Source organism: Apilactobacillus intestinapis (genome assembly GCF_049166695.1).
GTDB classification, from domain to species: Bacteria; Bacillota; Bacilli; order Lactobacillales; family Lactobacillaceae; genus Apilactobacillus; species Apilactobacillus kunkeei_C.
The window spans coordinates 1-25,513 of sequence record NZ_JBMHFD010000009.1 but is presented as its reverse complement, the minus strand read 5'-3'; the positions used below and the strand labels follow the sequence as shown (position 1 = coordinate 25,513).

The window sequence follows — 25,513 nt, the reverse complement described above, 5'->3', positions numbered from 1 at the left end:
ATTATAACCCATTTTACCCCACCATGAACGATAAAATTTTTAAAAAATTGTTAAAATCGTGAGCATATATTATCATAAGTTTTTATTTAGCATTACAATGTTCGTGTATAAACGTAAAGGGGGAATTATTCATGACCAAACTAACTACTGACGAAGGTCAACCATGGGCAGATAATAATCATTCATTAACTGCTGGAAATCGTGGCCCTGTTTTATTACAAGACTACCAATTAATTGAAAAATTAGCTCACTTTAACCGTGAACGTATCCCAGAAAGAGTTGTTCACGCTAAGGGTGCCGGCGCTAAGGGTGTCTTCACTCTTACCCGTGATATGAGCGACTACACCAAAGCCGACTTATTCAATGGTAAGGGTAAGCAAACACCACTTACTATTCGTTTCTCAGAAGTTGCTGGTGAACTAGGTTACCCTGATACCATCAGAGATGTGCGTGGTTTCGCAATGAAGTTCTACACTAATGAAGGAAACTATGACATCGTTGGTAACAACACACCTATCTTCTTTGTTAACGATCCTTTGAAGTTCCCAGACTTCATTCACTCACAAAAACGTGACCCTGCTACTCATCTTCGTTCAGAAGATATGCAATGGGACTTCTGGTCACACTCACCTGAATCACTTCACCAAGTTACCTATTTAATGGGTGACCGTGGTAACCCAGCTAGTTACGCTAATATGAACGGTTATGGTTCACACACGTTCAAGTGGGTTAATGCCAAGGGTGAAGCATACTGGGTTAAGTACCACTTCATCTCAGAACAAGGTGTTAAGAACATGACCGAAGACCAAGCTGCCAAGGTTGCTTCTGTAAACACCGACTACTTAATTCAAGATTTATACGATCGCATTAAGAATGGTGACTATCCAAAGTGGAAGGTATGCGTTCAATTAATTCCTTACGAAGAAGGATTAAACTACAAGTACGACATCTTTGATGTTACCAAGACCGTTTCTCACAAGGACTACCCACTACAAGAAATCGGTGAATTCGTATTAAACGAAAATCCTGAAAACTACTTCAATGATGTTGAAGAAGCATCATTCTCTCCTGCAAACCTAGTTCCAGGAATCGAACCTTCAATGGATAAACTATTACAAGGTCGTTTGTTCGCATACAAGGATGCCGCTAGATACCGTTTAGGTGCCAACTACGAACACCTTCCTGTTAATAGTCCAAAGACTGAAGTTCACAACTATGCTCGTGACGGTTACATGTCACAAGGTCAAAATGGTGACGTTAACTACGAACCAAACCAATATGAAGATTCTCCACGCGAAGATCCTCATGCAAAGATTAAGCCATTTGCAGTTGAAGGCGAAGCCAACAGCTACAAGACCTATGACGAAGACCCATACTCACAAGCAGGTGCCTTATACCACGTCTACTCAGACGATGAAAAGGACCGCTTAATCCAAGCTATCAAGAAGCACTTAGGTAGCGTTAAGAGCCATGACACAAAAGTACGTCAAACTAAGTTATTCTACCGTGCAGATCATGACTATGGTAAGCGAGTTGCTGATGCTTTAGGCCTAAATATGGATGAAATTACTGAATAATTGATAAAAATAACACCGCTATGATTATTGTCATAGCGGTGTTTTTAGTAGTTTTGTTTCATTTTGTAACAATTAATAATATAACTGTAACCATGTAATAACGTTACTGATATATAACTCCGATATAGTATTAAACATCATAAGAAATCGAAGAAAAAATTTTTAAGGTTTATATAAAGGAGTTATGTTTCTTGAATAACGTTACAAAATCTTTTATCAAATTCACAGTAATCGCATTTACATCACTATTAATTTTATTTGCAATCAACTTCGCTAAAAACGACGTTCACGCTGATGCTTCAGTTAACTGGCAACATGTTGCTGAAAAGAACCTAAGCAAGAAGAACATTGCCGCAAGACGTTGGATTTCATTCCACGAATCAACTAACAGATACTACGCAAGAAACGGTGTTTGTTACGGTAAGTTCCAATTAGATATCAGCTACCTACACGGTGACAAATCAAAGAAGAACCAAGAATTAACTGCCAACAGATATGTTGCTAGTCGTTACGGTTCATGGATTAACGCCAAGAAATTCTGGCAAAGACACCACTGGTACTAAAATAAAAAGCAGCCTAGCTAATCGCTAAGCTGCTTTTTTTATTGTCTAAACATGATTGCTTTATTATCTTTTTGAAGAATTTCTTGGTATAGCATGTGAGCGGATTCGATTGTTTGGTTAGCTAGGTGCCAATACTTACCTTCTAAGTTACTAACATCTTTTAAATCGCTAAGATCAATGTCAGTTCTTAGGATGTATTCCGCCGAAAAGTTATGGTTATCAATTGCTAAATGATGACTACCATCAATGTCGTAGTACGGATTATTTTCTAAAATATCGACGACATCTTGTAACAAGGCGTTGGCAGTTGGCTTTCTTCCGGCCCCCTGACCTAGAAAACCAAGTGGTCCGATGGTATCTCCAGTTAGTTGGACATAGTTTAAGTTACCGTTGACGGTCGCAATGGTGTTATCAACCGGTAATAATGTTGGTTCAATTGAAATTGCTAATTTGTCTTGATTGTACAATCTAGCCTGTCCAATTAATTTGATATTCATGTTACGACCCAAGAAGAAATCGACATCTTCCTTTAATAAGTTTCTGATACCGACCTTCTTAATCGCATCCCCCGGTTTAACAAGTGTATTAAACGCTAAATCAGTCGAAATACATAACTTATTTTCAACATCATAACCATCGATGTCGGCTGTCGGATCAGCTTCAGCGTAGCCCAAGTCTTGCGCCTGTTTCAGTGCCTCCTTAAAACTGACGTGTTGATTCACAATCGCATCGATAATGAAGTTACTGGTACCGTTTAAGATTCCTCCGATTGATTGAACATCATCAATTCTAAGAACACGTTTAAGGTTTTGAATCCATGGGATTCCACCGGCAACGCTGGGTTCAAAACGAAATGACACATGATTTTGTTTGGCTTCATTGATAAATTCTTCCATATATTTGGCCACAACCGCCTTGTTGGCAGTAACCACATTCTTGCCCGCTTTAAAAGCATCCATAATCATCTCATAAGCTGGATGAATGCCACCCAGAGTTTCGACAATCACTTTAATGTCATCATTATCCAAAATTGATTGATAATCATTGGTCTTATTCTGTGTTGCGTCCACCTTTTCTTTTCTAACCCAAATGGCTGCTACGTTTAACTTTTCCTTTAGGCGTGGGCTTTCATCAATGATTTCTTTGACCCCACCACCGACTGTTCCAAGTCCTAAAATTGCGATATCCAATCCGATCACATCTTTTCTTTTTGTATGTGTATAATAAACACTTGTTTTTTATTAATAAACAGATTATCATGTAATCAAATCTTTTTCAACCACACAGGAGGATATAAATTATGGAAAAATATACTAGCACAAGAGATAAAAACGTCGAAATTAGTTCGTTTGATGCGATTATCAAAGGATTTTCAGACGACGGCGGATTATTCGTTTTACCAGATTTAGCCAATCATAATATTAATATCGATAAAGTTATCGACCAAAGTTACCAAGAAATTGCTTTCGATGTTGTTAAAACATTGCTACCTGATTTTTCAGATTTCCAAATCGCTAACAGCATCCATGAAGCATACGATGATGGCTTTGACGATTACGAAGTTACACCCATCAAAGATGTCGATAATTTCTCAGTTCTAGAATTATTCCATGGCCCTACCTGTGCATTCAAAGACGTCGGTCTTCAATTATTACCAAAGCTAATGCAACAATGTCTCCCTGAAAACAAGCACGTGATGGTATTAGCCGCTACCAGTGGTGACACCGGTACTGCTGCCCTTGCTGGTTTCAAAGATGTCGACAAGATGGGAGCAATGGTCTTCTACCCTCAAAACGGAGTCAGCATGGTCCAACAACAACAAATGCTAACTACTAAGGGTTACAACACTAAAGTTGCTGCTATCAATGGTAATTTCGATGACGCGCAAACTAACGTCAAAAAAATCTTTAACAACCAAGCGCTAAAGGAAAAACTAGGTGACGACAACTCACTATCTAGTGCCAACTCAATTAACATCGGTCGTTTAGTTCCACAAATCGTTTACTACTTTGACGCTTACAAACAAATGGTTAAAAACGGCAAAATTAACGTCGGTGACGAAATCATCTTCACTGTCCCTACCGGAAACTTCGGTGACGTTTTAGCCGGTTACTACGCCAAACTATTAGGCCTACCAGTAAAGAAGCTAGTGATTGCATGTAACTCCAACAAAGTTCTTGCCGACTTCTTCGAAAATGGTGTCTATGACAGAAACCGTCCATTCTTTAAGACAATCGCACCAAGTATGGACATCCAAATCTCTAGTAACTTCGAACGTCTTTTGTACTACAAGAGCGGCGAAAAAGTCGACTACGTCAAATCATTAATGGATGATTTGGAACACGATGGTAAATACGAAGTCCTTCCTGAAATTCTAGAATCAATCAAAGAAGACTTCATTTGTGGCTACAGCGATGACGATGAAATCAAGGCATCCATCAAGGATGTCTTTGAAAAATATCATTACCTAATGGATCCACATACCGCTTCCGGATACCGTGTTACACGTGAAACACAAGCTAAGTACCCAGATACTCCTGTCGTAATGCTAAGTACCGCTAGTCCATACAAGTTTGTCGATGCGGTTGCCGATGCCATCATCGGCGAACATCGTCAAAGCCCAATTGAAACTAGTGATTTATTAGTTGAAAAGACTGGTATTGAAATGCCCGAACAACTAAGACAAATCTGGCATGATGAAGCTGTTGTCCCTGCCAAAATCAACCCTAACGAAATGGAAGACTTGGTAGTCGACACAATAAAGGATGTGTTTAAAAATGATAAAAGTAATAGTTCCCGCAACTAGCGCCAACATCGCGATGGGGTACGACTGTCTCGGTATGGCCGTCAACCTGTTTACAGCGGTCAAAATTGACGAAGCTGATAAATTTAACATTACCGGTTGTGATGAAGCATTCCAAAATGAAGACAATCTGGTCTATCAAGGTTTCATCCAAGGATGTAACCATTTAAAACGAGAAGTTCCTACCATCTCAATCGATGTTCAAAGTGAAATCCCTGAATCCCGCGGTCTCGGTAGTTCATCCGCTTGTATCGTCGCTGGAATCATCGGTGCGTTTGAATACTTCAAAGAAGACGTCGATAAGGATGTCATCCTCCAAATTGCCACTGCCATGGAAGGACATCCCGACAACGTCGCTCCCGCCATCTACGGTGGATTATGTATGGCCTTTGAAGATAGCAACGGTCACTACGACGTCATCAATTACCCAGTAAATGATTCTTACTACTTCACTGCCGTCATCCCCGACTTTAAGGTTTCAACCAACGAAGCCAGAAAGATTGTTCCAAAGGAAGTCAAAACAACAACGGTAGCTCATCAGCTCTCTCATTGTTTAGCCATGTTAAATGCCCTATCAAATGGTGATATCAAACAACTAAACGACGCCATCGATGACCGTTTGCATGAACCCTACCGTAAAAAACTAATCAACGGCTTTGATGAGGTCAAAAAAATCGTCAAAGAAAACGATTCTGTCGTATATATCAGCGGAAGTGGATCAACGCTAATAATCATTAGTAATTCAGCAGATAGACGTGATAAAATAATAGAAGCGTTGCAAAAACGATTCGAAAAATTTAGCATCAAAAATGTTGAAATTATGAACTAACGGTGGTGAGAAAAATCAGTAAGTATTATATTGTCGATGACTCGCTTCTACCAGAAGCATTCGGGAAGGTCATTGAAGCAAGAAAAATGATTGATAACGGGGAAGTTAAAAACGTCAGTGAAGCCGTGAAAAAAGTCGGCATCAGTCGTGCTAGCTACTACAAGTACAAGGACTACGTTTACGAAGCCCAACAATCATCATGGCAACGAAAGGCCGTTATTTCATTTTTATTAAGTCATAAAAGTGGTATCTTATCCAAGGTTTTAAATTCCATTTCAAACCGTGATGCCAACATCTTAACAATCAACCAAAACATCCCCATCAATGATTCAGCCAGTGTAGTGATTTCACTGGACTTGAGTCAAATGGATGGCACAATCGATGAATTAATCGCAGATATCAGTGCAATTGATGGCACCAACAAGGTTAACCTAGTCGCTGTTGAGTAATTAGACATAAAATGTTAACATTCTGTCTAATACATAGAAAGGAAATTACAATGGATAAATTGCAATTTATGGATTACACTTTCATGTTTAATCCTGACCATTCTACTTACACCAACAACGAAGAAGGGTTAACCTTTTTTAATTTAGATGGTGAAGTCAGAATCAAAATCAGATTCAAAAATGAACGCCTAGTATTACTACCACAATCAGGCGTTACCATTAAAAAAGTCGATGATAAGACCTACCGCATCATCGCCAACGAATACCAACCCGTATAGGGCAAGGAGATTTAAATGAGAGAAGTTCAAATCAGACAGTATCATTTGAGATACGACGACGATCAAATCGACGGTTATTTCGACGAAAATAACGAAAGACTGGCATTCAATGCTGGAAGCGACTTATTGCTAGTTGTTGATGTCGATAACGACCAATTAACGTTTCATCCCAATGGTGGCGACTACGTTTCAATCGAAGAAATCGATGCTACCCACTATGAACTAAAATCTGACTTTTAAAATAGGAGACTACAATGCCTCAAATAACTTTTCACAATTACACCATTTTCTACCAAGACCATATGCTACCCTTCTTTGATCAAAAAAGAGACGCCATCTTATTTGTAAAATATTTGGCTGAAAACGATGGTGGCAAGGCCTATGATGATGCCCAACTAGTGGTTGAATACGATGACGGTATCGTGTTTACACCGCTTTGGAACATCAAAATCAAACAAACTAACGATAAAGAATTCATTTTAGACTTCAAAGGATAACAAAAAAGACTCAGCAATTATTGCTGGGTCTTTTTTTAGATTGTGCTTGTCTTTGTTTTAGTCATGTATGAGGCTGGTTGTTCTTTGGCTACCAAAGCAGCAACGTTTCTCATATGTTCACCAAAAGTATCTATTAATTCTTGAATATGATTGTATTCAGGATGTTCAGATAGTCGTTTTAATCTTGTGCAAATCACGCGACGTTCACGACTCTTAAAGCATAGCTTTAGTTGACGGCTAACTGTTAGCATCTTGGCTAAGCAGTATACGTTAACTGTCATTGGCGCTGAACCCATCATTTGATCATAAATAGCATCGATGATTTCTTGGTTAGTTTGGTTCTTTGGTACAAAGGTTCTTACCTTGTGCACTAGTCCCTTCTTCTTTTCCAAGACATGGCCACCTTCATAGAACTGTTCGCCTAACGCCATGTAAGTGTGTTTCATTACATCAATGTTTTGCAAAAGTTTTGCCATGATTGTATCCACGTCTTCGTTCTTGTTACGGATGATTAAATCCATAAAAGAGTTCAAGAAGTATAACTTGTGTGGTAAATTGTCGATTATCTCGATTCGGTTATCTTCACCTAATTTAATTACACCTGCAGCCGCTAAGTCTAACAAACAGCTGTCTACTAAATAAGCACGTAGACGAACATTTTTTAGCATTACGCGGCTATCTTTGGACTTACTAGTAATTAAAAAATACATTTCAGCAGTTGTAAGTGCCATAATATAGCCTCCATGAGTAGAATAAAAGTATTCTAACACTTATTTGTCTTTTTTGTTACCTTTTTTTCTTTCGACTTCGTTTCTAATCTTAATCGCTCGTTCAAAATTATTGGTGAACACACCAGCGACATTACGTTTCATAATGAAGCGTAATCGAAGATTGCCGTTAACGGTCCAGATGCGTTCCACGTCTTCAATATCTGGTTGGTAAAAACGAAGGTGCAATGCATCTAAGTGATTAGCAGCCATGAATTCCTTGGGATTGTCGATACGATTACCAGTCAAGAATGCAAACTGAGCATCATGGGTAATGGTTTGGGCAATCTTAATCGAGGACATGTTAAAAGAAGAGTAAATGATTGGGTGAAGTAATTCGTATTCATCCACCATTTTAATAACGATTTCTTCAATGTTTTTATAGTGAATCTTATTGGTCTTGAATTCTAAATTAACGTAGACATCCCTGCCCTCGACTAATTCTAAGACCTCCTGTAGCTTTGGAATTGGTTCGTAATTAGACAATGAAAAACGTGATAATTCTTCATATGTATAATCCTTTACATATCCTCTACCATCAGTTGTGCGATCAATTCGTTCATCATGAATCACGACGGGGACGTTGTCCTTGGTTAAATGAACATCAAATTCTAACCCTTCAATATGGTTATGCAGTGCATAACGAAATCCTTGAAGCGAATTTTCTGGATATAAATCTGGTACACCACGATGACCATAAATTATAGTTTTCATTTGAAAGCCCCCCTCATTTTTCTTTTCCCTAATCAATAATAATGCTATTTTTTTATTTTGCAACCAAAGTTTATTTAAATGTTACAATAAACTTATCCAAAGATAAGAGGTGTGCCATGATTTACGCAATTATCAGTTTTTCAGCAAGTTACATAATGTTTGTCTTTTGCCTATTTCAAGGCGTTTTAGACATGTCCGGTCAAATCAACGAACTACATAAAGCAGAACACTCTGCAAAAAAATACCATCCAATGAGAGCCGGACTATGGATGATTCCACCGCTAAAAATCATGCTGGAACGTAATCGTTTAAAAAAGATTTTGTTAAACGCTAAATCCGATACAGATATCAAAAAATTCAGGGCTTTTTACAACGTTTCCAACCAATCGACTGCATGGGCCTACATCTCATTTGCCTGCATGCTAGACTCAATTGTTTCGATTAAAACACTATTCGACGCCTTTAGATGGCACCTATCAATTCCAGTCTTCATCCTTTTATCACTACTTATCATCATCGTAGGATATGCTCAGGTCATGTATCGCGTATCCGATGATCGGAAAGAAAAAATCGGGGCCAAAATTAATCGACTAAAAAAGCAATAATTGCGCGATGTCGTTTTGTTTTTATGCCATTTAACGTTATAATCTAAATATCACAACTCGCGGAGGAAATTATGATCATAAACGACAAAAAACTACATATGATTACCAAAGCTTTAGATAATTCACTTCGAATTAAGATTTTGTATTATCTAGAAGCCAACAATCAAAGTAATGTGTCCAACTTAATGAATTACTTTGAAACTTCCCAACCAAACATCTCTCGCCATTTGAAGATATTAGCGGATGCTAACCTAGTCTACAGCGAAAAGGATGGCCAGGAAAGAATCTATCAATTAAGTGATAACCACGTTTCTCAACTATTAGGAACTTTAAAAACCCATATTAATGATTAAGAAACATCATTCTTGACATATGCCGAATTTAGATATATAACTATATTTGTTATATAACAGAATTCGGTATATTTTTTATTTGGAGGCAAACAATGAAAAAATTTAAAGTAGTCGGTCTAATTGCTTTTATCAGCATGTTCTTAGTTGTTCTTGCTGGTTGTTCTTCTACCAAGGCAAACGACCCCAAGAAAAGCATCAACGTTACTTCTTCAGTGAACTTCTACGGTGAAGTAGCTAAGAATGTATTAGGTAAATACGGTAAGGTAACATCCATCATCAACAACCCAAACATCGATCCTCATGATTTCAACCCTTCTAGTTCAGATGCCAAGAACGTTTATAAGGCTAACCTAGTGATTTACAACGGTCTAGGTTACGATTCATGGGCACAAAAACTAGCCAGCAGCAACAACGATGTTGATTCAATCAACGTTGGTAGTCTAATGGGTAAAAAGACTGGTGACAATCCACACATCTGGTATAACGTTGCCACAATGGAAAAACTAGCTAACACCCTAGCTGACAAGTTCGCCAAGCTACAACCAAAACACAAGAAACAATTCGAAGCTAACGCTAAGGCATACATCGCAAAACTAAAAGTCTTAAACACTCAACTTAATGACATCAAGAAGAACAAGATGAGCAAACCAGTCGCAGTTTCAGAACCCGTTTTCGATTACTCACTAGCAAACATGGGTTACAAGGTATCAGACACTTCATTTGAAGAAGCAACTGAAAAGGACAACGATCCAAGTCCAAAATCAATTCGTTCACTTCAAGAAGATATCAAGAACCACAAGCTTTCATTCTTCGTTGTTAACAAACAAGTTAACAGCAAGACCGTTAACAACTTAGTAAAACTAGCTAAGGAAAACAACCTACCAATCGTCTACGTGACTGAAACTAAGCCAAGTAATGAGCCTAACTACATTTCATGGATGCAAAACCAATACAAAGAAATTCAAGCAATCCAAAAAACTAAATAATTTGAAGTAAAAAACAGAAAATATTAGTATATAATATAGTTAGAAAATATATTTGGACGAAGGAGTTTGAACCATTATGGCAATTGCACTAGTAAATGAAATGTTTAACGAATTTAACGATCCTGACTTAAGTTACAAGGATTCCAGAGATGGATACACTGAATGGTTTAAATTATCATTTCTAGTGGATGACGGTTACCACAAGTTTGAAGATGGTAAACGCAAATTCATTCCCAAATATGACGAAGAATTACAAGAAGTGATGAGTAACTTCTTGAACAAGTACCAAAAGGAATTCGAATCATCATTCATTAACGAAAAGGAATTCGAAGTTCTAGATCGTACCAAGGAAATTGTAAAAGACTTAAAGCAAACCCTTGAAAAAGAATTCTTAATCGAAGACAAGATTAGCTTGTTTAGTATCGACTTAGTCGGTAGTTGGCAAGCATTCAAGAGTTCTGGTTCTTCCAAACTAGAACAACGTTTCTACAGTGACATCACCAACCACGTTGAAAAGAAACACCAAAAATAATCAAAAAAGCAGCTAAGAAATATTCTTAGCTGCTTTTTCTATACTAATTCTGCATTATTTACATCAATAAATTGACCATTACCATCGACGATGCGATAGTTCTTATCAACATACTTCAACAATCTAGCATCATGGGTAATGATGATGACCGTCTTGTTTTTACGGTGTGCTAAGTCTTGTAGCATTTGCATCGACTTAACTGCCATGTTTCCATCCAAGGCAGCGGTTGGTTCGTCCGCCAAGATAATATCTGGATTGGTGTATAGTGCTCGCAAAATCGCGACACGTTGTTGTTGTCCACCGGATAATTCATCAGGATAGTTATTCATTAAATCATCGATTTTTAGCGCTTGCGCCCACTTTGAGAATGTTTCTGGATCAATGTTTGCACTCTTCTTGACTTTATCGGCTAGTCTGAATTGATCAGATACCTTTAGGTAAGGCAATAGATTGTAGGCTTGAAGAATGAAACCGATATGTTCCAATCTAAACTTACTTTGTTCTTTTTTACTCATATTACCGTAGTCACTACCATCGATATTAATATCTCCAGATGTGGCTGAAAGAATACCACCCAAAATCTTCATGAAAGTACTCTTTCCTGAACCAGAAGGCCCTGTAATGGCAATCACTTCACCTGAATTGGCGGAGAAATTGATATCTTCAAGAGCAGTAGTTGCGGCCATCTTGTCGCCGAAGACTTTGTTGACGTTAGTTAATTCAATTTTTCCCATTATGAACCTCCCATTGCTTTGGCCGGATCAATCTTTGCGACGGTGCGCATTGGAATTAATCCACCAATAATTGACATCACAATTACCATCACAGCAACCGCACCCATCAATGTCATATCGAAGGTCATTGGAACTGCTGCCGGCATTGAAATGGCAGTTAAGAAAGTTAATAATCCACTGATTGCCACTCCGGCAATTGCTAGGATCAAAGCGTTTGAAACCACGTTCATGGCTAGATATCCGTTTGATACCCCTTGTACCTTTAACACGGCAAAGTATGGAATCTTTTGCATGGTTAAGACGTATAAGAAGATTGAGATTACCACTAAGGTAATTAATAGTAGAAACGCAATCATGAATTCAAAGGTGCTGTTTTGCGCACTGTATCCAGGAATGTCTTGAATGAAGTCTTCAATGTTCATGATTTGAGTTCCTGCGACCGCCTTCTTGACATCGTTTCTATAAATCATGGCACTAATTGTATGGTTCACGTCAGTACCAAACTTTTCAGTTTGCACGGCATCGTTGGTAGCGTAAATCACCGGTGCCACGTTTAATTGGTTGTTCTTTACGGTTCCGACAATCTTAAAAACATGACCGTTTCTGCTGAACTTCACCTTTTCTCCCAGGTGATAGCCGTCTGTTTCCAATAGGCTTTGGTCGACTACGACTTCGTTATCCTTGGTCAACTTGTGGCCACTGACAATTTTTAAGTCGCGGTAGATGAATTGATTCTTATTCAAACCAATCACTTGTGAACCCACCTTGTTGCCTTCAGAAACAGTTTGAACGCTGGCACTCATTTGAGTGATGTCAGCGCGTTTGTCATTACTAGCCTTTTTAGCTTGTTGTGCAGTAATGGTAGATTGATCCAATGAACCATTGGCATCAGAATTTAAAACGATTTTTTCAGCATTCCATGAATCGATTGCTTGACGATTAGCTTCGCTTAGACCGTTAGCTAATGCGGTTAAAATGAAAATCAAGTATGCAATCATCACGATTACTAAACAAATTAGACTGTATCTAAATTTGCTCTTCTTAATTTCGCGAAGTGATAAAAACACGGTTGTCCCTCCTAGTTAACTAAACCCTTATTAATTAGTTTTAACAAATCAGAGAAATCTGATAGCGCTTGTTTATCGTCGCCTCCGTTCAATACAGTTCGAATGGTTTGATGAGCTGCTCGACTCGCCCATTTGTAGGTCAACACGATTGTTTTTCTATCCGCAATCTTTTGACCGTTAACCAGCAAAATTAGTTTGTCATCTGGTAGATTATTATAATCATATTCGACATGTTTTAATTCGTATTGGTTAAATAGGACGTATTGACGATAAAACTGTTCGTAATCAGAATTTTCCAATTCATTGATAAAAGACTCAGTTGCCACATAAAAAGCATGAAGTGAATCAGTTGGTTCTGCCTTCAACTGTTCGAATACATCAAAATGAATCTCTCTTAAAACCCTCTTTAAAGCGTATTGATAACTATCGTTAATATCATCGAAGTACTTGTAGAAAGAACCGCGCGCGATTGAACAATCTTTAATAATTCTCGCTACTTGTGCATCCATTAAACGATGATTTGAAAACTCGTTAATCAATGCATTGAAAATTTGGTTTTGCTTGTCTTCATTTAAATTTAAAAAAGTTTGTGTAGGCATTTGTAACTACTCCTTTTTTATGGTGACATTGTGTCATTTTTGAATATATTACTTTTATAGTGACACCGTGTCAACTGATTAGTATTAAAAAACACTGAAAAATTTCAGCGTCTTTTTTGTTCTTACTTGTTGATCTTTCTTACGGCAGCTTGTGCAGCTTCGTTCATGATGTTCCAAGGACGATCAAATCCTGGTTGGAAGAAGAAGTCAGCGTAAGCTAAGTCGTATACAGTTGCATGTTGTTGAATTGCAAATGAGATAGTGTTGATGTTTGCAGTAACATCTCTAGTTGACATGATTTGACCACCTAAGATACGACCATCAGTTGGGTCAAAGGTAATCTTGAAGTAAACCTTAGCATTTCCAGCTTCTTGTGAAACGAATGGAGGAACTGCCCAGTCTTCGATTAGTACTGATTCAGCACCCTTAACACCACATTTTTCTTGAGTGTCTTGTTTAACACCAGTTGAAGCAAAGTGGTAGTTGAATACTGAAAGTGCTGATGAACCTGAAACAGCAGTCATCTTTAATTCTCTTCCAGCAGCGTTAGCAGCAGCAGTACGTCCTTGACGACGAGCGTTTGATGCTAAAGCGATTGATGATAATTCACCAGTTGGTGCGTATGGAACCTTTGTTGCGTCACCAACAGCGTAAATATCTTTAACACTAGTTTCTTGGTGTTCGTCAGTCTTGATACGGCCACGTTCGTCTAGGTCTAATAGACCATCTACTAATGAAGTGTTTGGAATAACACCGGCAGTTTCAACAACTAATTCAGCATCGAAAGTACCTTGGTCAGTCTTAACGCCTGAAACCTTACCGTCTTTTCCAACGAATTCAGCAACGTTTACGCTACCAACAAAGTTAACGCCGTTTTCTTTGAACTCTTGAGTTAGTTTTTCAGTGAATTCTGAATCTAGGTAGTTACCCAATAGACGAGGGTTGTGGTCTACGATAGTAACTTCCTTACCTGCTTTAGCAAATGCTTCAGCAGCTTCGATTCCAATGTAACCTGAACCGATAACAAAAACATGTTTTAGGTCAGGATCTACCATTTTTTGTTTTAGCTTGATTGCCCAGTCACGGCCACGCATTGCATATAGGTTTTCTAGATCCTTACCAGGAACGTCTAAACGACGAGGAGTAGCACCAATAGCTAAGATTAGCTTATCGTAGCTTTCATCACGTTCTGAACCATCAGCTAAGTTCTTAACATGAACTGACTTGTTCTTTTCATCAATACTTGCGATTTCTTGTTGTACAAATACATGTACACCATCTTTTTCTGCGTTGTCTACAGTTTCGTAAGCAACTGTATTTACATCCTTAACAGTACCTTCAAGGTATAATTCCATACCACATGATAGAAATGAGATGAAGTTTCCTCTTTCATACCATTGAATTTCTGCGTCAGGGTTTTCTAAAAGCATTCCACGAACGGCTTCATATCCACCGTGTGAAGAACCAACTACGATAACTTTCATTAGTGTGTGGCCTCCTAATAATTTTTAATTAATATTTATATAACTTCACTTTGTGAGAAATATCACATTTGATTTACAAGAGTTATTTTACCTTTTGTGCGATTATATAGCAAGCAATATTAGCAAAAAAGTGAAAAAAAGATGAAATAATTTTGATAAAAATTAAGAATTAGTCATATTTGCAACTAAAATCGCTATAAAACGCCCTTGTTTTAATGTTTTCTCTAATATTAATGGGCAAAATGATGATCATTTCTTTAATTAAATGATATTTTCATCACAAAGTATCTGTACAAATGTTTAAATATTAATTAAGTTTCCCGCTATTAATTGTAGTGGCCCCTAAATGCTAGTAAAATTAAAGACAATAATAAAAATACTATGAGGGGTTAATTACAATGAAATACGGGTTGATTAAAACTGCACTATTCACTGCAGCCGGCGCTGCGCTTGTGAAGTTATCAAAGAAAAGCATTGATATTAGAAGAGCTAACAGCGAAATATATCAACCATCTAGAGATTTCTTTGTGGATGACAACCTAAACGGTAAGAAAATCGTCTTCCTTGGTTCCTCAGTAACAGCAGGTCTTGCTGCTAAGGGGATTTCATTCGTCGACTTCTTAAGAGTCGAACATGGCGTCCACGCCATTAAGGAAGCAATTAGCGGAACCACATTGGCAGATATTAATGAAAAATCCTACATTAGTAGAATGAAGAAGAATCTTAACTTTGATTCTCATTATGATTTGTTTGCCTGCCAACTATCTACTAACGATCAAAGAAATGGTGTCGAAATGGGCAGAATCAGTAAGTCATACAATGCTGAAGATTTCGATACCCAAACTACCATCGGTGCGATTGAATACATAGCCGCCACCGTTCAAGATACTTGGGATTGTCCATTGGTCTTTTATACCTGTCTAAGAAAGCCAGAACCTGAGTACGAATTCCTACGTGATAAGCTATTCGAATTACAAAGAAAATGGCATTTTGCCATCATCGACATTTGGAACAACAAGGCATTGAAGAAAATGAACGAAGAAAATCCTTGTTTTATGCTAGACGACACTCATCCAACCTGTGCCGGATATCGTTACGGTTGGACCCCTATTTTCGTCAAAGAATTAGATCAAATGTTAGAATAATTAAAAAAGCCACCGGTGAAAAACGTTGTTATATCAACATTTTATTGGTGGCTTTTTCTTTTTATTAATTTTTAATGAAAAAACAGTTGCATTCTTTTAATAATGGTGTATTATTATAAACAACGACAGAGATATGATAACTACATAAGCAAAGCATAAGATTACCGTCTTTATTGGGTTTGTAAGATGTTTAGGTTAAAAATTATCGTTGTTATTTGATATATTTAATAGAAAAATCTTTCACATTTTTCTCTCATTTAAATATCACATGCAGACATATTTATACTCTTTTGAGTAGTTGGATTAAATTCCAAGCACATATTTCATTCTTGCTCTATGGTTCAATGGTAGAACGGCGCACTGTTAATGCGAAGGTTACTGGTTCGAGTCCAGTTAGAGCAGTCGAGTAGCATCCCTACTCATCAAAAAGACTTAGATCTTTTATCAAACTACATATTATTGCTCTATGGTTCAATGGTAGAACGGCGCACTGTTAATGCGAAGGTTACTGGTTCGAGTCCAGTTAGAGCAGTTGAGTGGAACCCTACTCATCAAAAAGATAATTTTTCACCTCATTTTTGCTCCGTGGTTCAATGGTAGAATAGCGCACTGTTAATGCGATGGTTGCTGGTTCGAGTCCAGCCGGAGCAGTTGGGAGAAATCCCAAGTTAGCTTTATCCCAATGTTAACTAATAAAGCAAATTGCTTTTCCATATTTTTATTCATAATTATCTATAATTCCACATAATAAAAAGACTTAGCCCTTTGACTAGGTTTTTTTATTTGTTTTCAGATCAAAAAAAGGCGATAGTCTAATGACTATCGCCTTTTTCTTTATGCTACATGTTTCTTATGATGTTTCTTCTTGTGGTGAACCTTTTTAACATGCTTTTTCTTGTGGTGTTTCTTAACTGACTTTTTTACATGTTTCTTTTTGTGATGAGTCACCTTTTTAACATGTTTTTTTGCTTTTTTAGCAGTTGTCTTCTTAGCAGTTGCTTTTTTGGCGTTTGCCTTCTTAGTAGTTTCTTTCTTGGCATCTGCCTTCTTAACAGTTGTTTTTTTGGCAGTTTCATTCTTGACGTCTGTCTTCTTAACTGTTGCTTTCTTAGCAGCTAGGTTAACAACTTTAGCAGTCTTGTCATTTGATGTGGCGGCAGGTTTCACTTCAGTGTTACCTTGCTTGTTTTCCACCTTTTGACCCTTGTTAGCGTCATTGTTAGCTACTTTCTTAGCAACTGTTCCTAAGAACCAAGATTTTTGTTCACGTAACTTACTTGCATCTACCTTTTTGTGTAATGCAGATGAGTAGTGACGATCAGTGTATTGCCATAATACGTGGGCAATTGATGGTTCGTTCTTAGTGTATGAAGCTAACCAGTATCCATCATACTTACTTAATGCTTGAGAAGCATATGTCTTCATGAAACTTAAGTATGAGTAGAATAGAATCTTTTTAGATCCAACAAGTGGACGTAAAGTGTTTACCCATTTGGCAGTCGCAGCGTTTGAATGACGACGACTGATTGAAGCAACTTCAAAATCGTTTACATAAAATTTAGCATTTGGTGCTCTGTGGTATAAGTCACGAGCTTCTCTGGCAGCAGCTGCTGATGAGTTATATCTACTAAATGAATACACACCGTATGGTACTTTGTACTTATCTAATAGCGCTTTGTTGTGTTTGAATGTTTTATCACTGTAACTTGATCCGTATTGAACTCTTAGAATTGCGAATGGAACTTCTTTACTTAAGTTCTTTGCCTTCTTATTAGTTAGACGACCTTGCCATTCAGACAAGTCATATACGGTTTTACTACTTGCACTTGCATTTGTATTAAAGCTTCCAATTGCTCCAACCCCCGTTGTTAAAGCAAGAGAAGCGACCATTGTCATCAATATTGATTTAAAACTGAACTTAATCAATATACTCACTCCTATTTCTCTAAATGAATCTTTGATTTGCATTATAGACGCCTAATGTTGCAGGAATGATATAGTAATATTACAAAATGTGACAAATTTTAATTTTTCTGCAATTTTTCTCTCAAAATGCAACACTTCCTTTCATTTTGATGATTGTTTTGCATACATTTCCGCATATAATAGTCATTACAAATTAAATAACAACAAGGAGTGAAAATAATGTCATTCTTAGAATTAAAAAATATTCAAAAATCATACTACCTAGGCAAAGACGAATTCAAAGTCTTAAAAGGAATTGATTTATCATTCGAAAAAGGCGAAATGGTATCAATCCTTGGGGAATCCGGTGGTGGTAAATCTACATTAATGAACATCATTGGTGGATTGGACAGTAAATACGAAGGTGACGTTTTACTAAACGGCAGTTCATTAAAACATGATACTGACAAACAACTAGATGAATACCGTCGTAAGACAATCGGTTTTATCTTCCAAAGCTTCAATCTAATTAGTCACTTAACTATTTTAGATAACGTATTAGTTCCACTTGAAATGACTACCCTTTCAAAGAAGGAACAAGTAGCCCGCGCCAAAGAATTACTTGCTAAAGTTGGTCTAAGTGATCACATCAACAAGTACCCTAACCAATTATCTGGTGGTCAAAAACAACGTGTTTCAATCGCACGTGCTTTAGCTGGTGACCCAGAAATGCTAATCGCCGATGAACCAACTGGTGCTTTGGACCCTGAAAACACAACTGAAATCCTACAAATCTTGGATAACATTGCTAAGGAAGGAAAACTAGTCCTAACTGTTACCCACTCTCAAAAGGTTGCTGATTACGGTACTCGTATCGTTCACATGACTGACGGTCGTATCGATGAAGACAGAACTCTTCGTGACAAGTACTCAGAAAGTGACGAACCAGCACTAGAATCAAAATCTCTATCATTAAAATCAATCGTTAAAATGACTTGGGATAACATCAAGTACAACTCAAAACGTAACTTACTAATCATCTTTGGTGGATTAATTGGTATCTTCTCAGTTGTATTCATGCTAGGACTTGGAAACGGTGTTCGAGGATACATTAACCATGAAATTTACTCTCAAGTAAATCCAAACAGTGTTCAAGTTTCCCATAAAAACACTAACGATCATTCCTCATTTAAGGATGCTGACGTTAACCGTTTAGAAAACGTAAAGGGTGTTAAATCCGTTGAAAAAGCTTACGCATCAACTGGTATTCAAATGAAGGATGGCAACAAGACTGCCCAATCTTCATACATGACTACTAGTTTAGCTACTATCAACAAGGACAACATCAAGCACGGTACAACTCCAAAGGATGGCGAAATCCTAATTAACACTACCGCTGCTAAAGCATTAAACAAGAAGAACCCTAACTCAATGGTAGGAAAAGAAATTCAAGTTTCATTCACTGCCATGAAGAACGGTACTCCATACCCAGTAACTAAGAAATTAAAGATTTCTGGAATTATCGACTCACAAAGCCCACTTACTATCATTAACTACGCTACTGTTAAAGAATCTCTAGCCGACAACGGCATCAAGATTGAACCAAACTTCTTAAACGTAAACATCAAAGGTGGCGTAAACAACGTTGATCCTGTTCAAAACAGAATCAAGGCCATCGAAGTTAATGGTAAGAAAGCATACAGCATTCAAGGTGCCGGTGCGATTGTATCAACTCTAAACACTTACATTAACCTTGCTGTATACGTATTAGCTGCCATTGCTGGTATTTCACTATTAGTATCAGCAATCATGATTATCGTTGTCCTATACATTAGTGTTGCTGAAAGAACTAAGGAAATTGGTATTCTACGTGCCCTAGGTGCTACTAAGGGTAACATCAGAATGCTATTCGTCAGCCAAGCACTATTCCTAGGAATCTTCTCATCAGTATCAGCTGTCGTTATTTCATATCTAACTCAATTAGGAATTAACTCAGCTGTTCACGGATTGATTGACTACTCAATCATCCAAATCTCAGTTGGTGATGCCATCTTCGGTATCGTAGTTGCCGTTATCATCAACCTACTAGCTTCAATTCTTCCTTCAAATAAGGGTGCTAAACTAGATCCAATCGAAAGTTTAAGCGCTGAATAGCTAGTAATTATCCTTCCCCATAAAAAAACACGCTATGAAATTCATAGCGTGTTTTTTTAGTATTGTCGATGCATTAAGAAATCATAGACGTAGTCCTTATCGTACTCATCAAAATGATGAACCCAAAAGGCTACTATCCCTAATGCTGTCGATGAATTATAAGCGGCGAATAGTTTGCGCTTCTTTTCATCCATTGAATCAGTGAAAACCTCAGTAGTTGAATCAACTAATTCGTTAAAAAAGACAATCAATTTCATCGTAAATTGAATATCACCTTTTCCACTTAGTAATAATTCTAAGATTTGTTGATTATCCTCGATAACTGTTAAAAATTGATAAACGAATTTTCCTGCTGCTGTATCAATATATTTCACATTGCTATTCTTTAAATCAACGTTTGCTTCCCTAATATCATTAATAACGCGATCTTCTATTTTCTCAATCAGATCGGGTTTATCAATATAGTGACGATAAAATGTACTTCTATTAATGTTTGCGGTCTTGATGATATCACTCACCGTTACATCAGCAATCCCCTTGTTTTTTGCGACTTTGATTAACGCGCCCTCAATTTTATCCCTGGTAAGTTGGCGCTTGTGTTCGTATTTCACTTTTAATTCCTCCATAAGGTTATTGTTCACTTAAATATGTATGGTTGGTGTTATGATTAACTTATTAAATAGAAAAGAGATGCATAATATGTATAAATTTGGTCTAATGAGTGGACTCATCGTCTTCTTGATAGCTGTATTGACTGTTATCACACTCGTATTTGTTATCGGTCGCAAGGTCTATTTGCACAGAACAATCAAAAACAACATAGTATTTTTAATCTTAGCTTTAGTGGTCAGCATCGCCACATACGATATGGATAAATCGTTCATTAATTTTATTCTAACACCGATGTAAGCCGCAATAGGTTAACATTTTCTTAAGTTAGACGGTTTAACTGTCATCTTAATAATTCTGATGTTACGATATTATATGTGATAATTGTTTAAGGAGTGAACTATATGCTAAAGGTTGCAACCAACCCTAGTTTCATAGCCAGATATTTTCAAAGTTTTAATTGGGACGAGATCCTACATAATTTAACAAATATTGTAATCGATATCGTATTGATTTCAATCTTTTTCTTAATCTTAAAGGGAATTGGTAAAAAAATCATTAACCATCTATTTAAGAACTACGCTAAAAGAGAACGTGGTATTCCTGAAAACAGATTGAAGACTCTACACTCATTATCAGTTAACTCATACATGTACATCCTAGTATTCTTCTGGATTTACTCTGTGCTAACTTTTATCGGTGTACCAATCGGAACACTACTTGCTGGTGCTGGTCTATTCTCAGTTGCCATTGGTTTAGGGGCCCAAGGATTAGCCAGTGATATCATCAATGGTTTCTTCATTCTATTTGAAAAACAAATTAGCATTGGAGACTACGTTACCATTGGTGATGTGACCGGTACAGTATCTGAAATCGGTCTTAGAACCACTAAGATTAGAAGTAACAACGATGCTTTAAACTTCATCCCTAACAGATATATTACTAACATCTGTAACATGTCTAAGGAACGCATGAAGGCAGATATCGACATCCGCGTTAACCCAGATACCCCTATCACTGAAGTTATTAACATTATGAAAGACATTAATGCTAAGAACATTCCAAGCACCGAAGGAATCATTGGTGATCCAGATATCCTAGGTACTGTTGATATGGGTGATGGAACCATTGCCGTAAAGGAATTCATCCCAACTACGGATGAAGCAAGATTTGATGTTCAATTCAAATTCTTACAACTATACCTTGAAGCCATTACCGCAGCTGGTATTAAGTTACCAAACAACAAGGTAATCGCCGATATTTCAAAATAGAGTTTCAACGCCCGTTTTGGGGCGTTTTTTACTATCATATATAAATACGAAAGGAAGTCATTATTATGTTTAGTTTAGCTGCAAAAAATCCAAGTATTCTAAAGCAATATGTAGATAGTTTTAAATGGAGCGACATGCTTCATAATCTAACTTTTGCCGTTATTGATATTCTTTTAATTTCTATTTTCTTCCTTATTATTAAGGTTATTGGTCAAATCATCATCAATCATCTATTTGGTCGATACCTACAAAAACAAAAGAAGATTAGTCCCAAACGTGAAGGTACTTTGAAATCAATTTCATCCAACACATACAATTACATCTTAATCTTCTTCTGGTTATACTCAATTCTAAGTATCATCGGTATTCCAGTTGGTTCACTTCTAGCCGGTGCTGGTCTTGTAACCGTTGCCTTAGGTTTGGGTGCTCAAGGACTAGCAAACGACATCATCACTGGTTTCTTCATTTTATTTGAACACCAAATTGATGTCGGTGACTTCGTCGTATTAGACACCATCACAGGTACGGTATCTGAAATCGGCCTTCGTTCAACTCAAATTCGTGGTGTCGATGACTCACTTAACTTCGTCCCTAACAGATACATCACTAACATCTGTAACATGTCCAAGGATCGTCTAAAGGCTGAAATTAACATTCGTGTTAACCCTGACAGTCCAATTCAACAAATCATCGATATCGTTAAGGACGTAAACGCTAAGAACATTCCAAACACCCAAGGCATTATCGACGAACCTCAACTATTAGGAACTGTCGATTTAGGTGATGGAACAATTGCCGTTAAGGAATGGATCCCATGTACCGATACCGAAAAGTTCAACGTTCAATTCAAGTTCCTACAATTATATCTTGAAGCAATTAAAGATGCTGGAATTATCCTTCCAAACAACAAACTAATCACACCAATTCCACAAAAATAGTCATTATATAGGTATGTTTTTTAAATTTTTTATAAAACATACCTATTTTAGATTAATTTGTGTACTAATTATTTGTAACTAAATGTAAATAGTGTAAAATGGTGATTGGATTAAATTACGTATTTCCATAATTATAGTTAAAAAATAAAGGAGAAGAGATATGAGCGCATGGGATATCATTCGTGATGCGACTCCTCAATTGGTCTCGGCATGTATTGCTTACACGATTCCAATTGCAATCGTATCATTTATCATCGGTTTAACTATCGCCGTTATTACTGCTTTAGTTAAAATCTCACATCGTGGTGGCCTATTCAATATTGTAAAAGCATTCTTTTACTTCTATGTATGGCTATTCAGAAGTACACCATTATTGGTTCAATTATTCATTGTATTCTTCGGTCTTCCATACCTAAGAATCGCTGGAATTCTACCAGATGGGATCAGATTAACACCAGTTGTTGCTGGTATTATCACTTTCTCATTGAACACTGGTGCTTACGCTTCAGAAACCATTCGTGGTGCCATCCTATCAATTCCAGATGGTCAATGGGAAGCTGCCTACTCATTAGGTATGACCAAACGCAAGGTACTATGGAGAATTATCTTGCCACAAGCTAGTCGTGTGTCACTACCACCTTTATCCAATGAGTTCATTGGTTTAGTTAAGGATACTTCACTAGCTGCTTCAATTACTATCGTTGAAATGTTTGAAGTCAGTCAACAAATCGCGGCTGAAAACTATCAACCACTAATTATGTACATTCTGGTAGCTGCAATCTATGCAGTCATCTGTAGTGTTCTTACAATCTTACAAAGTTACCTAGAAAAACGAGTTTCTCGTTATTCTGTAAGCAACTAGAAAGGAGTACGTTAATGATTAATTTAAAAAACGTATCTAAAACATTTGGCAAACAACATGCATTAGATAATATCTCCCTTCAATTTCCTAAGAACAAGACCTCAGTGATTGTCGGACCTTCTGGTTCCGGTAAATCAACTCTACTTAGATCTTTAAACCTTTTGGAAACACCAGAAGCTGGTGAATACGAATTCAATGATGAAAAGATTGATTTCTCAAAGAAATTAAGTTCAAAAACCATTCTAAACATTCGTAGAAAAACTAGTATGGTATTCCAAAGTTTTAACTTATTCCCTCACCTAACCGTTCTAAAGAACGTTATGGAAGGCCAAGTTCAAGTTCTAAACAAGAGTAAAGAAGAAGCCAAGGAAGTTGCCGAAAAACTTTTGGATAAGGTTGGAATGCTAGACAAAGCCGACTCATACCCAAGTCAACTATCAGGTGGACAAGCTCAACGTGTTGCGATTGCTAGATCATTAGCAATGCATCCCGAATACATCCTATTGGATGAACCAACCAGCGCCTTGGATCCTGAAATTGAACTAGAAGTTCTAAAAGTGTTATTAGATTTAGCCAAAGAAAAACAATCATTAGTTATTGTTACTCATAATCTTACTTTTGCTCAACGTGTTGCCGACAAGATTGTCTTCATTGAAGATGGTAAAGTTGGTTTCGATGGTGATACAAAAGACTTCTTTGAATCAGACGATCAAAGAATCAAAGATTTTCTTGCAGCAATGACCCTACAAAACATTTAAGGAGATTCAATATCATGAAATTTAACAAATTATTCAAGTCTCTAGCAGTTACTTTAGCCGTATTCGGTACTGGTGCTATCTTAGCTTCATGTGGTAACAGCTCAAGCTCAAAGAACTACAAGTCAGAACTAACTAATAGTGGTAAGTTAACCATCGGTCTAGAAGGTACTTACGCACCTTACTCATACAGAAAAGATGGTAAGCTACAAGGTTTCGAAGTTGATTTAGCTAAGGATGTTGCTAAGAAGTTAGGTCTAAAAGCTAACTTTGTTGAAACTAAGTGGGACAGTTTAATTGCTGGTCTAGGTAGTAACAGATACGATGCTGTTATGAACAACATGACTGTTACTCCACAAAGAGAAAAGCTATACTCATTCTCTGACCCATACGCTTACTCATACTACACATTGATCACTAAGAGTGACAGCAAGATGATGAGCATCAAAGACATCAAGGGTATGAACATCGTTGACGGTGCTGGTACTGATAACGCCGTTGTTGCTAAGAAGTTCGGTGCTAACGTATCATCAACTCCTGACAACTCAACTGGTTACCAATTAATTCAACAAGGTCGTGCTGATGGTACTGTTAACTCAGTTCCTGCATGGAAGTACTTTGCAAAGCACAACTCAACTAAGGGTCTAAAAGAAATTGATGTTCCAACTAAGCTACAAGCTCCAGCTGAAACTTCAATCATGTTAAACAAGAACTCAAAAGCTCTAACTAAGAAGATTAACCAAGCACTAGCTGAACTACGTAAAGATGGTACTATGAAGAAACTTTCAATGAAGTACTTCGGTTCAGATATCACTACTAAGAACAACTAGTCTTTATATATACGAAAAAAGCACTCAATAATTGGGTGCTTTTTTATTTACTTAAAAGTATTAAAACAATAAAAAAGACCCTGACCTGAACCCCTAAAATTGGAAGATGGTTATGCTATTTTCTGGGAGGAATTGATCCGGTATTCAACCGGTGACATTCCTCCCAGTTTTTGTTTTATACGATAATTGTTGTAATAAGATATATAT

General features: G+C 37.2%; 29 protein-coding genes and 3 tRNA genes. 22 read left to right on the top strand and 10 right to left on the bottom strand.

Annotation, left to right across the window (positions count from 1 at the left end; genetic code table 11):
• Nucleotides 1–131 precede the first annotated feature (131 nt).
• Together ACOMA7_RS06020 and ACOMA7_RS06015 are read left to right on the top strand one after the other, a co-directional pair.
• Nucleotides 132–1,577, top strand: a complete 1,446-nt coding sequence (locus ACOMA7_RS06020) for a catalase (protein WP_421392629.1) — start codon at nt 132–134, stop codon at nt 1,575–1,577.
• A 251-nt stretch (nt 1,578–1,828) separates the two neighbouring features.
• A complete protein-coding gene (locus tag ACOMA7_RS06015) occupies nt 1,829–2,140 on the top strand; it encodes an aggregation-promoting factor C-terminal-like domain-containing protein (protein ID WP_476855495.1) in 312 nt (103 codons plus the stop codon).
• 38 nt (nt 2,141–2,178) lie between these two features.
• Here ACOMA7_RS06015 and ACOMA7_RS06010 read toward each other — a convergent pair whose 3' ends face one another.
• A complete protein-coding gene (locus tag ACOMA7_RS06010) occupies nt 2,179–3,330 on the bottom strand; it encodes a homoserine dehydrogenase (RefSeq protein WP_421392625.1) in 1,152 nt (383 codons plus the stop codon).
• A gap of 110 nt (nt 3,331–3,440) precedes the next feature.
• Between ACOMA7_RS06010 and thrC the strand changes: the two genes are divergently transcribed.
• From thrC to ACOMA7_RS05980, 6 genes are read left to right on the top strand one after another with little or no spacing between them, the layout of a single operon-like run.
• Nucleotides 3,441–4,946, top strand: a complete 1,506-nt coding sequence (thrC, locus tag ACOMA7_RS06005) for a threonine synthase (protein WP_421392623.1) — start codon at nt 3,441–3,443, stop codon at nt 4,944–4,946.
• Nucleotides 4,918–5,772 (top strand): homoserine kinase, encoded by an 855-nt coding sequence (gene thrB / locus ACOMA7_RS06000; RefSeq protein ID WP_421392620.1) that lies wholly within the window; start codon nt 4,918–4,920, stop codon nt 5,770–5,772. The genes thrC and thrB overlap by 29 nt, the downstream gene beginning before the upstream one ends.
• A 14-nt stretch (nt 5,773–5,786) precedes the next feature.
• Nucleotides 5,787–6,221 carry an ACT domain-containing protein gene (locus tag ACOMA7_RS05995; protein WP_034530904.1) on the top strand — a complete coding sequence of 145 codons (435 nt, stop codon included), beginning with the start codon at nt 5,787–5,789 and terminating at the stop codon, nt 6,219–6,221.
• A 50-nt stretch (nt 6,222–6,271) separates the two neighbouring features.
• A complete protein-coding gene (locus tag ACOMA7_RS05990) occupies nt 6,272–6,499 on the top strand; it encodes a hypothetical protein (protein ID WP_414827119.1) in 228 nt (75 codons plus the stop codon).
• A 15-nt stretch (nt 6,500–6,514) separates the two neighbouring features.
• The gene (locus tag ACOMA7_RS05985; protein ID WP_301945838.1) at nt 6,515–6,739 is read left to right on the top strand and encodes a hypothetical protein; all 225 of its coding nucleotides are present in this window, start codon (nt 6,515–6,517) and stop codon (nt 6,737–6,739) included.
• A 14-nt stretch (nt 6,740–6,753) separates the two neighbouring features.
• Nucleotides 6,754–6,996, top strand: a complete 243-nt coding sequence (locus ACOMA7_RS05980) for a hypothetical protein (protein ID WP_301945837.1) — start codon at nt 6,754–6,756, stop codon at nt 6,994–6,996.
• Between the two features lie 35 nt (nt 6,997–7,031).
• Here the strand turns inward: ACOMA7_RS05980 and ACOMA7_RS05975 are convergent, their stop codons facing one another.
• Together ACOMA7_RS05975 and ACOMA7_RS05970 are read right to left on the bottom strand one after the other, a co-directional pair.
• Nucleotides 7,032–7,727: a GPP34 family phosphoprotein gene (locus tag ACOMA7_RS05975; protein ID WP_041153168.1), complete on the bottom strand. Its 696-nt coding sequence runs from the start codon at nt 7,725–7,727 to the stop codon at nt 7,032–7,034.
• A gap of 39 nt (nt 7,728–7,766) precedes the next feature.
• Entirely contained in the window at nt 7,767–8,477 is a 711-nt protein-coding gene (locus tag ACOMA7_RS05970; protein ID WP_054605076.1) for a glycerophosphodiester phosphodiesterase family protein, read from the bottom strand.
• Nucleotides 8,478–8,593: 116 nt separating this feature from the next.
• Between ACOMA7_RS05970 and ACOMA7_RS05965 the strand changes: the two genes are divergently transcribed.
• The 4 genes from ACOMA7_RS05965 to ACOMA7_RS05950 all read left to right on the top strand — a co-directional run bounded on the left by ACOMA7_RS05965 (nt 8,594) and on the right by ACOMA7_RS05950 (nt 10,953).
• Nucleotides 8,594–9,082: a hypothetical protein gene (locus tag ACOMA7_RS05965; RefSeq protein ID WP_041153170.1), complete on the top strand. Its 489-nt coding sequence runs from the start codon at nt 8,594–8,596 to the stop codon at nt 9,080–9,082.
• A 71-nt stretch (nt 9,083–9,153) separates the two neighbouring features.
• Nucleotides 9,154–9,435 carry an ArsR/SmtB family transcription factor gene (locus ACOMA7_RS05960; protein WP_176589783.1) on the top strand — a complete coding sequence of 94 codons (282 nt, stop codon included), beginning with the start codon at nt 9,154–9,156 and terminating at the stop codon, nt 9,433–9,435.
• 92 nt (nt 9,436–9,527) lie between these two features.
• Nucleotides 9,528–10,421, top strand: coding sequence for a metal ABC transporter solute-binding protein, Zn/Mn family (locus ACOMA7_RS05955; protein WP_414827122.1), 894 nt, complete (start codon nt 9,528–9,530; stop codon nt 10,419–10,421).
• Between the two features lie 76 nt (nt 10,422–10,497).
• Nucleotides 10,498–10,953 carry a hypothetical protein gene (locus tag ACOMA7_RS05950; protein ID WP_034534941.1) on the top strand — a complete coding sequence of 152 codons (456 nt, stop codon included), beginning with the start codon at nt 10,498–10,500 and terminating at the stop codon, nt 10,951–10,953.
• A 38-nt stretch (nt 10,954–10,991) separates the two neighbouring features.
• Here the strand turns inward: ACOMA7_RS05950 and ACOMA7_RS05945 are convergent, their stop codons facing one another.
• The 4 genes from ACOMA7_RS05945 to ACOMA7_RS05930 all read right to left on the bottom strand — a co-directional run bounded on the left by ACOMA7_RS05945 (nt 10,992) and on the right by ACOMA7_RS05930 (nt 14,837).
• A complete protein-coding gene (locus ACOMA7_RS05945; protein WP_421392612.1) occupies nt 10,992–11,687 on the bottom strand; it encodes an ABC transporter ATP-binding protein in 696 nt (231 codons plus the stop codon).
• Entirely contained in the window at nt 11,687–12,754 is a 1,068-nt protein-coding gene (locus tag ACOMA7_RS05940; RefSeq protein WP_421392609.1) for an ABC transporter permease, read from the bottom strand. The genes ACOMA7_RS05945 and ACOMA7_RS05940 overlap by 1 nt, the downstream gene beginning before the upstream one ends.
• 11 nt (nt 12,755–12,765) lie before the next feature.
• On the bottom strand, nt 12,766–13,353 hold the full coding sequence (locus tag ACOMA7_RS05935) for a TetR/AcrR family transcriptional regulator (RefSeq protein ID WP_301945833.1): 588 nt from the start codon (nt 13,351–13,353) through the stop codon (nt 12,766–12,768).
• 122 nt (nt 13,354–13,475) lie between these two features.
• Nucleotides 13,476–14,837, bottom strand: coding sequence for an FAD-dependent oxidoreductase (locus tag ACOMA7_RS05930; protein ID WP_054608549.1), 1,362 nt, complete (start codon nt 14,835–14,837; stop codon nt 13,476–13,478).
• Nucleotides 14,838–15,235: 398 nt separating this feature from the next.
• On the opposite strand from ACOMA7_RS05930, the gene ACOMA7_RS05925 reads away from it, so the two are divergent.
• The 4 genes from ACOMA7_RS05925 to ACOMA7_RS05910 all read left to right on the top strand — a co-directional run bounded on the left by ACOMA7_RS05925 (nt 15,236) and on the right by ACOMA7_RS05910 (nt 16,633).
• Nucleotides 15,236–15,982: an SGNH/GDSL hydrolase family protein gene (locus ACOMA7_RS05925; protein WP_421392605.1), complete on the top strand. Its 747-nt coding sequence runs from the start codon at nt 15,236–15,238 to the stop codon at nt 15,980–15,982.
• Nucleotides 15,983–16,312: 330 nt separating this feature from the next.
• Nucleotides 16,313–16,384, top strand: a tRNA-Asn gene (locus tag ACOMA7_RS05920).
• Between the two features lie 58 nt (nt 16,385–16,442).
• Nucleotides 16,443–16,514 (top strand) — tRNA-Asn (locus tag ACOMA7_RS05915).
• Between the two features lie 47 nt (nt 16,515–16,561).
• Nucleotides 16,562–16,633: transfer RNA gene (locus tag ACOMA7_RS05910), tRNA-Asn, on the top strand.
• A 183-nt stretch (nt 16,634–16,816) separates the two neighbouring features.
• Here the strand turns inward: ACOMA7_RS05910 and ACOMA7_RS05905 are convergent.
• A complete protein-coding gene (locus ACOMA7_RS05905; RefSeq protein WP_421392602.1) occupies nt 16,817–17,908 on the bottom strand; it encodes a GH25 family lysozyme in 1,092 nt (363 codons plus the stop codon).
• 219 nt (nt 17,909–18,127) lie between these two features.
• On the opposite strand from ACOMA7_RS05905, the gene ACOMA7_RS05900 reads away from it, so the two are divergent.
• Nucleotides 18,128–20,041 carry an ABC transporter ATP-binding protein/permease gene (locus ACOMA7_RS05900; RefSeq protein WP_421392599.1) on the top strand — a complete coding sequence of 638 codons (1,914 nt, stop codon included), beginning with the start codon at nt 18,128–18,130 and terminating at the stop codon, nt 20,039–20,041.
• Between the two features lie 56 nt (nt 20,042–20,097).
• Here the strand turns inward: ACOMA7_RS05900 and ACOMA7_RS05895 are convergent, their stop codons facing one another.
• A complete protein-coding gene (locus ACOMA7_RS05895; protein WP_301945829.1) occupies nt 20,098–20,652 on the bottom strand; it encodes a TetR/AcrR family transcriptional regulator in 555 nt (184 codons plus the stop codon).
• A gap of 402 nt (nt 20,653–21,054) precedes the next feature.
• Here ACOMA7_RS05895 and ACOMA7_RS05890 point away from each other — a divergent pair, with 402 nt between their 5' ends.
• The 5 genes from ACOMA7_RS05890 (at nt 21,055) to ACOMA7_RS05870 (ending at nt 25,306) form a co-directional block, all read left to right on the top strand.
• Entirely contained in the window at nt 21,055–21,921 is an 867-nt protein-coding gene (locus ACOMA7_RS05890) for a mechanosensitive ion channel family protein (RefSeq protein WP_054608555.1), read from the top strand.
• Between the two features lie 65 nt (nt 21,922–21,986).
• Nucleotides 21,987–22,859: a mechanosensitive ion channel family protein gene (locus ACOMA7_RS05885; RefSeq protein WP_054608556.1), complete on the top strand. Its 873-nt coding sequence runs from the start codon at nt 21,987–21,989 to the stop codon at nt 22,857–22,859.
• A 160-nt stretch (nt 22,860–23,019) separates the two neighbouring features.
• On the top strand, nt 23,020–23,721 hold the full coding sequence (locus tag ACOMA7_RS05880) for an amino acid ABC transporter permease (protein ID WP_034531334.1): 702 nt from the start codon (nt 23,020–23,022) through the stop codon (nt 23,719–23,721).
• 14 nt (nt 23,722–23,735) lie between these two features.
• Nucleotides 23,736–24,479: an amino acid ABC transporter ATP-binding protein gene (locus tag ACOMA7_RS05875; RefSeq protein ID WP_034531332.1), complete on the top strand. Its 744-nt coding sequence runs from the start codon at nt 23,736–23,738 to the stop codon at nt 24,477–24,479.
• Between the two features lie 14 nt (nt 24,480–24,493).
• Entirely contained in the window at nt 24,494–25,306 is an 813-nt protein-coding gene (locus tag ACOMA7_RS05870; protein ID WP_421392593.1) for a transporter substrate-binding domain-containing protein, read from the top strand.
• A gap of 110 nt (nt 25,307–25,416) precedes the next feature.
• Here the strand turns inward: ACOMA7_RS05870 and ACOMA7_RS05865 are convergent, their stop codons facing one another.
• Nucleotides 25,417–25,509, bottom strand: coding sequence for an IS3 family transposase (locus ACOMA7_RS05865; RefSeq protein WP_080719905.1), 93 nt, complete (start codon nt 25,507–25,509; stop codon nt 25,417–25,419).
• Nucleotides 25,510–25,513: the final 4 nt, after the last annotated feature.

Excerpts from the sequence above, each read along its gene's own strand:
- ACOMA7_RS05875 (WP_034531332.1), top strand. The coding sequence starts at position 23,736 with ATGATTAATTTAAAAAACGTATCTAAAACATTTGGCAAACAACATGCA.
- ACOMA7_RS05925 (WP_421392605.1), top strand. The coding sequence starts at position 15,236 with ATGAAATACGGGTTGATTAAAACTGCACTATTCACTGCAGCCGGCGCT.
- ACOMA7_RS05935 (WP_301945833.1), bottom strand. The coding sequence starts at position 13,353 with ATGCCTACACAAACTTTTTTAAATTTAAATGAAGACAAGCAAAACCAA.
- ACOMA7_RS05970 (WP_054605076.1), bottom strand. The coding sequence starts at position 8,477 with ATGAAAACTATAATTTATGGTCATCGTGGTGTACCAGATTTATATCCA.
- ACOMA7_RS05990 (WP_414827119.1), top strand. The coding sequence starts at position 6,272 with ATGGATAAATTGCAATTTATGGATTACACTTTCATGTTTAATCCTGAC.
- ACOMA7_RS05930 (WP_054608549.1), bottom strand. The coding sequence starts at position 14,837 with ATGAAAGTTATCGTAGTTGGTTCTTCACACGGTGGATATGAAGCCGTT.
- ACOMA7_RS05900 (WP_421392599.1), top strand. The coding sequence starts at position 18,128 with ATGTCATTCTTAGAATTAAAAAATATTCAAAAATCATACTACCTAGGC.
- ACOMA7_RS06020 (WP_421392629.1), top strand. The coding sequence starts at position 132 with ATGACCAAACTAACTACTGACGAAGGTCAACCATGGGCAGATAATAAT.
- ACOMA7_RS05870 (WP_421392593.1), top strand. The coding sequence starts at position 24,494 with ATGAAATTTAACAAATTATTCAAGTCTCTAGCAGTTACTTTAGCCGTA.
- thrC (WP_421392623.1), top strand. The coding sequence starts at position 3,441 with ATGGAAAAATATACTAGCACAAGAGATAAAAACGTCGAAATTAGTTCG.
- ACOMA7_RS05885 (WP_054608556.1), top strand. The coding sequence starts at position 21,987 with ATGTTTAGTTTAGCTGCAAAAAATCCAAGTATTCTAAAGCAATATGTA.
- ACOMA7_RS05945 (WP_421392612.1), bottom strand. The coding sequence starts at position 11,687 with ATGGGAAAAATTGAATTAACTAACGTCAACAAAGTCTTCGGCGACAAG.
- ACOMA7_RS05985 (WP_301945838.1), top strand. The coding sequence starts at position 6,515 with ATGAGAGAAGTTCAAATCAGACAGTATCATTTGAGATACGACGACGAT.
- ACOMA7_RS05880 (WP_034531334.1), top strand. The coding sequence starts at position 23,020 with ATGAGCGCATGGGATATCATTCGTGATGCGACTCCTCAATTGGTCTCG.
- ACOMA7_RS05960 (WP_176589783.1), top strand. The coding sequence starts at position 9,154 with ATGATCATAAACGACAAAAAACTACATATGATTACCAAAGCTTTAGAT.
- ACOMA7_RS05980 (WP_301945837.1), top strand. The coding sequence starts at position 6,754 with ATGCCTCAAATAACTTTTCACAATTACACCATTTTCTACCAAGACCAT.
- ACOMA7_RS05950 (WP_034534941.1), top strand. The coding sequence starts at position 10,498 with ATGGCAATTGCACTAGTAAATGAAATGTTTAACGAATTTAACGATCCT.
- ACOMA7_RS05955 (WP_414827122.1), top strand. The coding sequence starts at position 9,528 with ATGAAAAAATTTAAAGTAGTCGGTCTAATTGCTTTTATCAGCATGTTC.
- ACOMA7_RS05890 (WP_054608555.1), top strand. The coding sequence starts at position 21,055 with ATGCTAAAGGTTGCAACCAACCCTAGTTTCATAGCCAGATATTTTCAA.
- ACOMA7_RS05975 (WP_041153168.1), bottom strand. The coding sequence starts at position 7,727 with ATGGCACTTACAACTGCTGAAATGTATTTTTTAATTACTAGTAAGTCC.
- ACOMA7_RS05965 (WP_041153170.1), top strand. The coding sequence starts at position 8,594 with ATGATTTACGCAATTATCAGTTTTTCAGCAAGTTACATAATGTTTGTC.
- thrB (WP_421392620.1), top strand. The coding sequence starts at position 4,918 with ATGATAAAAGTAATAGTTCCCGCAACTAGCGCCAACATCGCGATGGGG.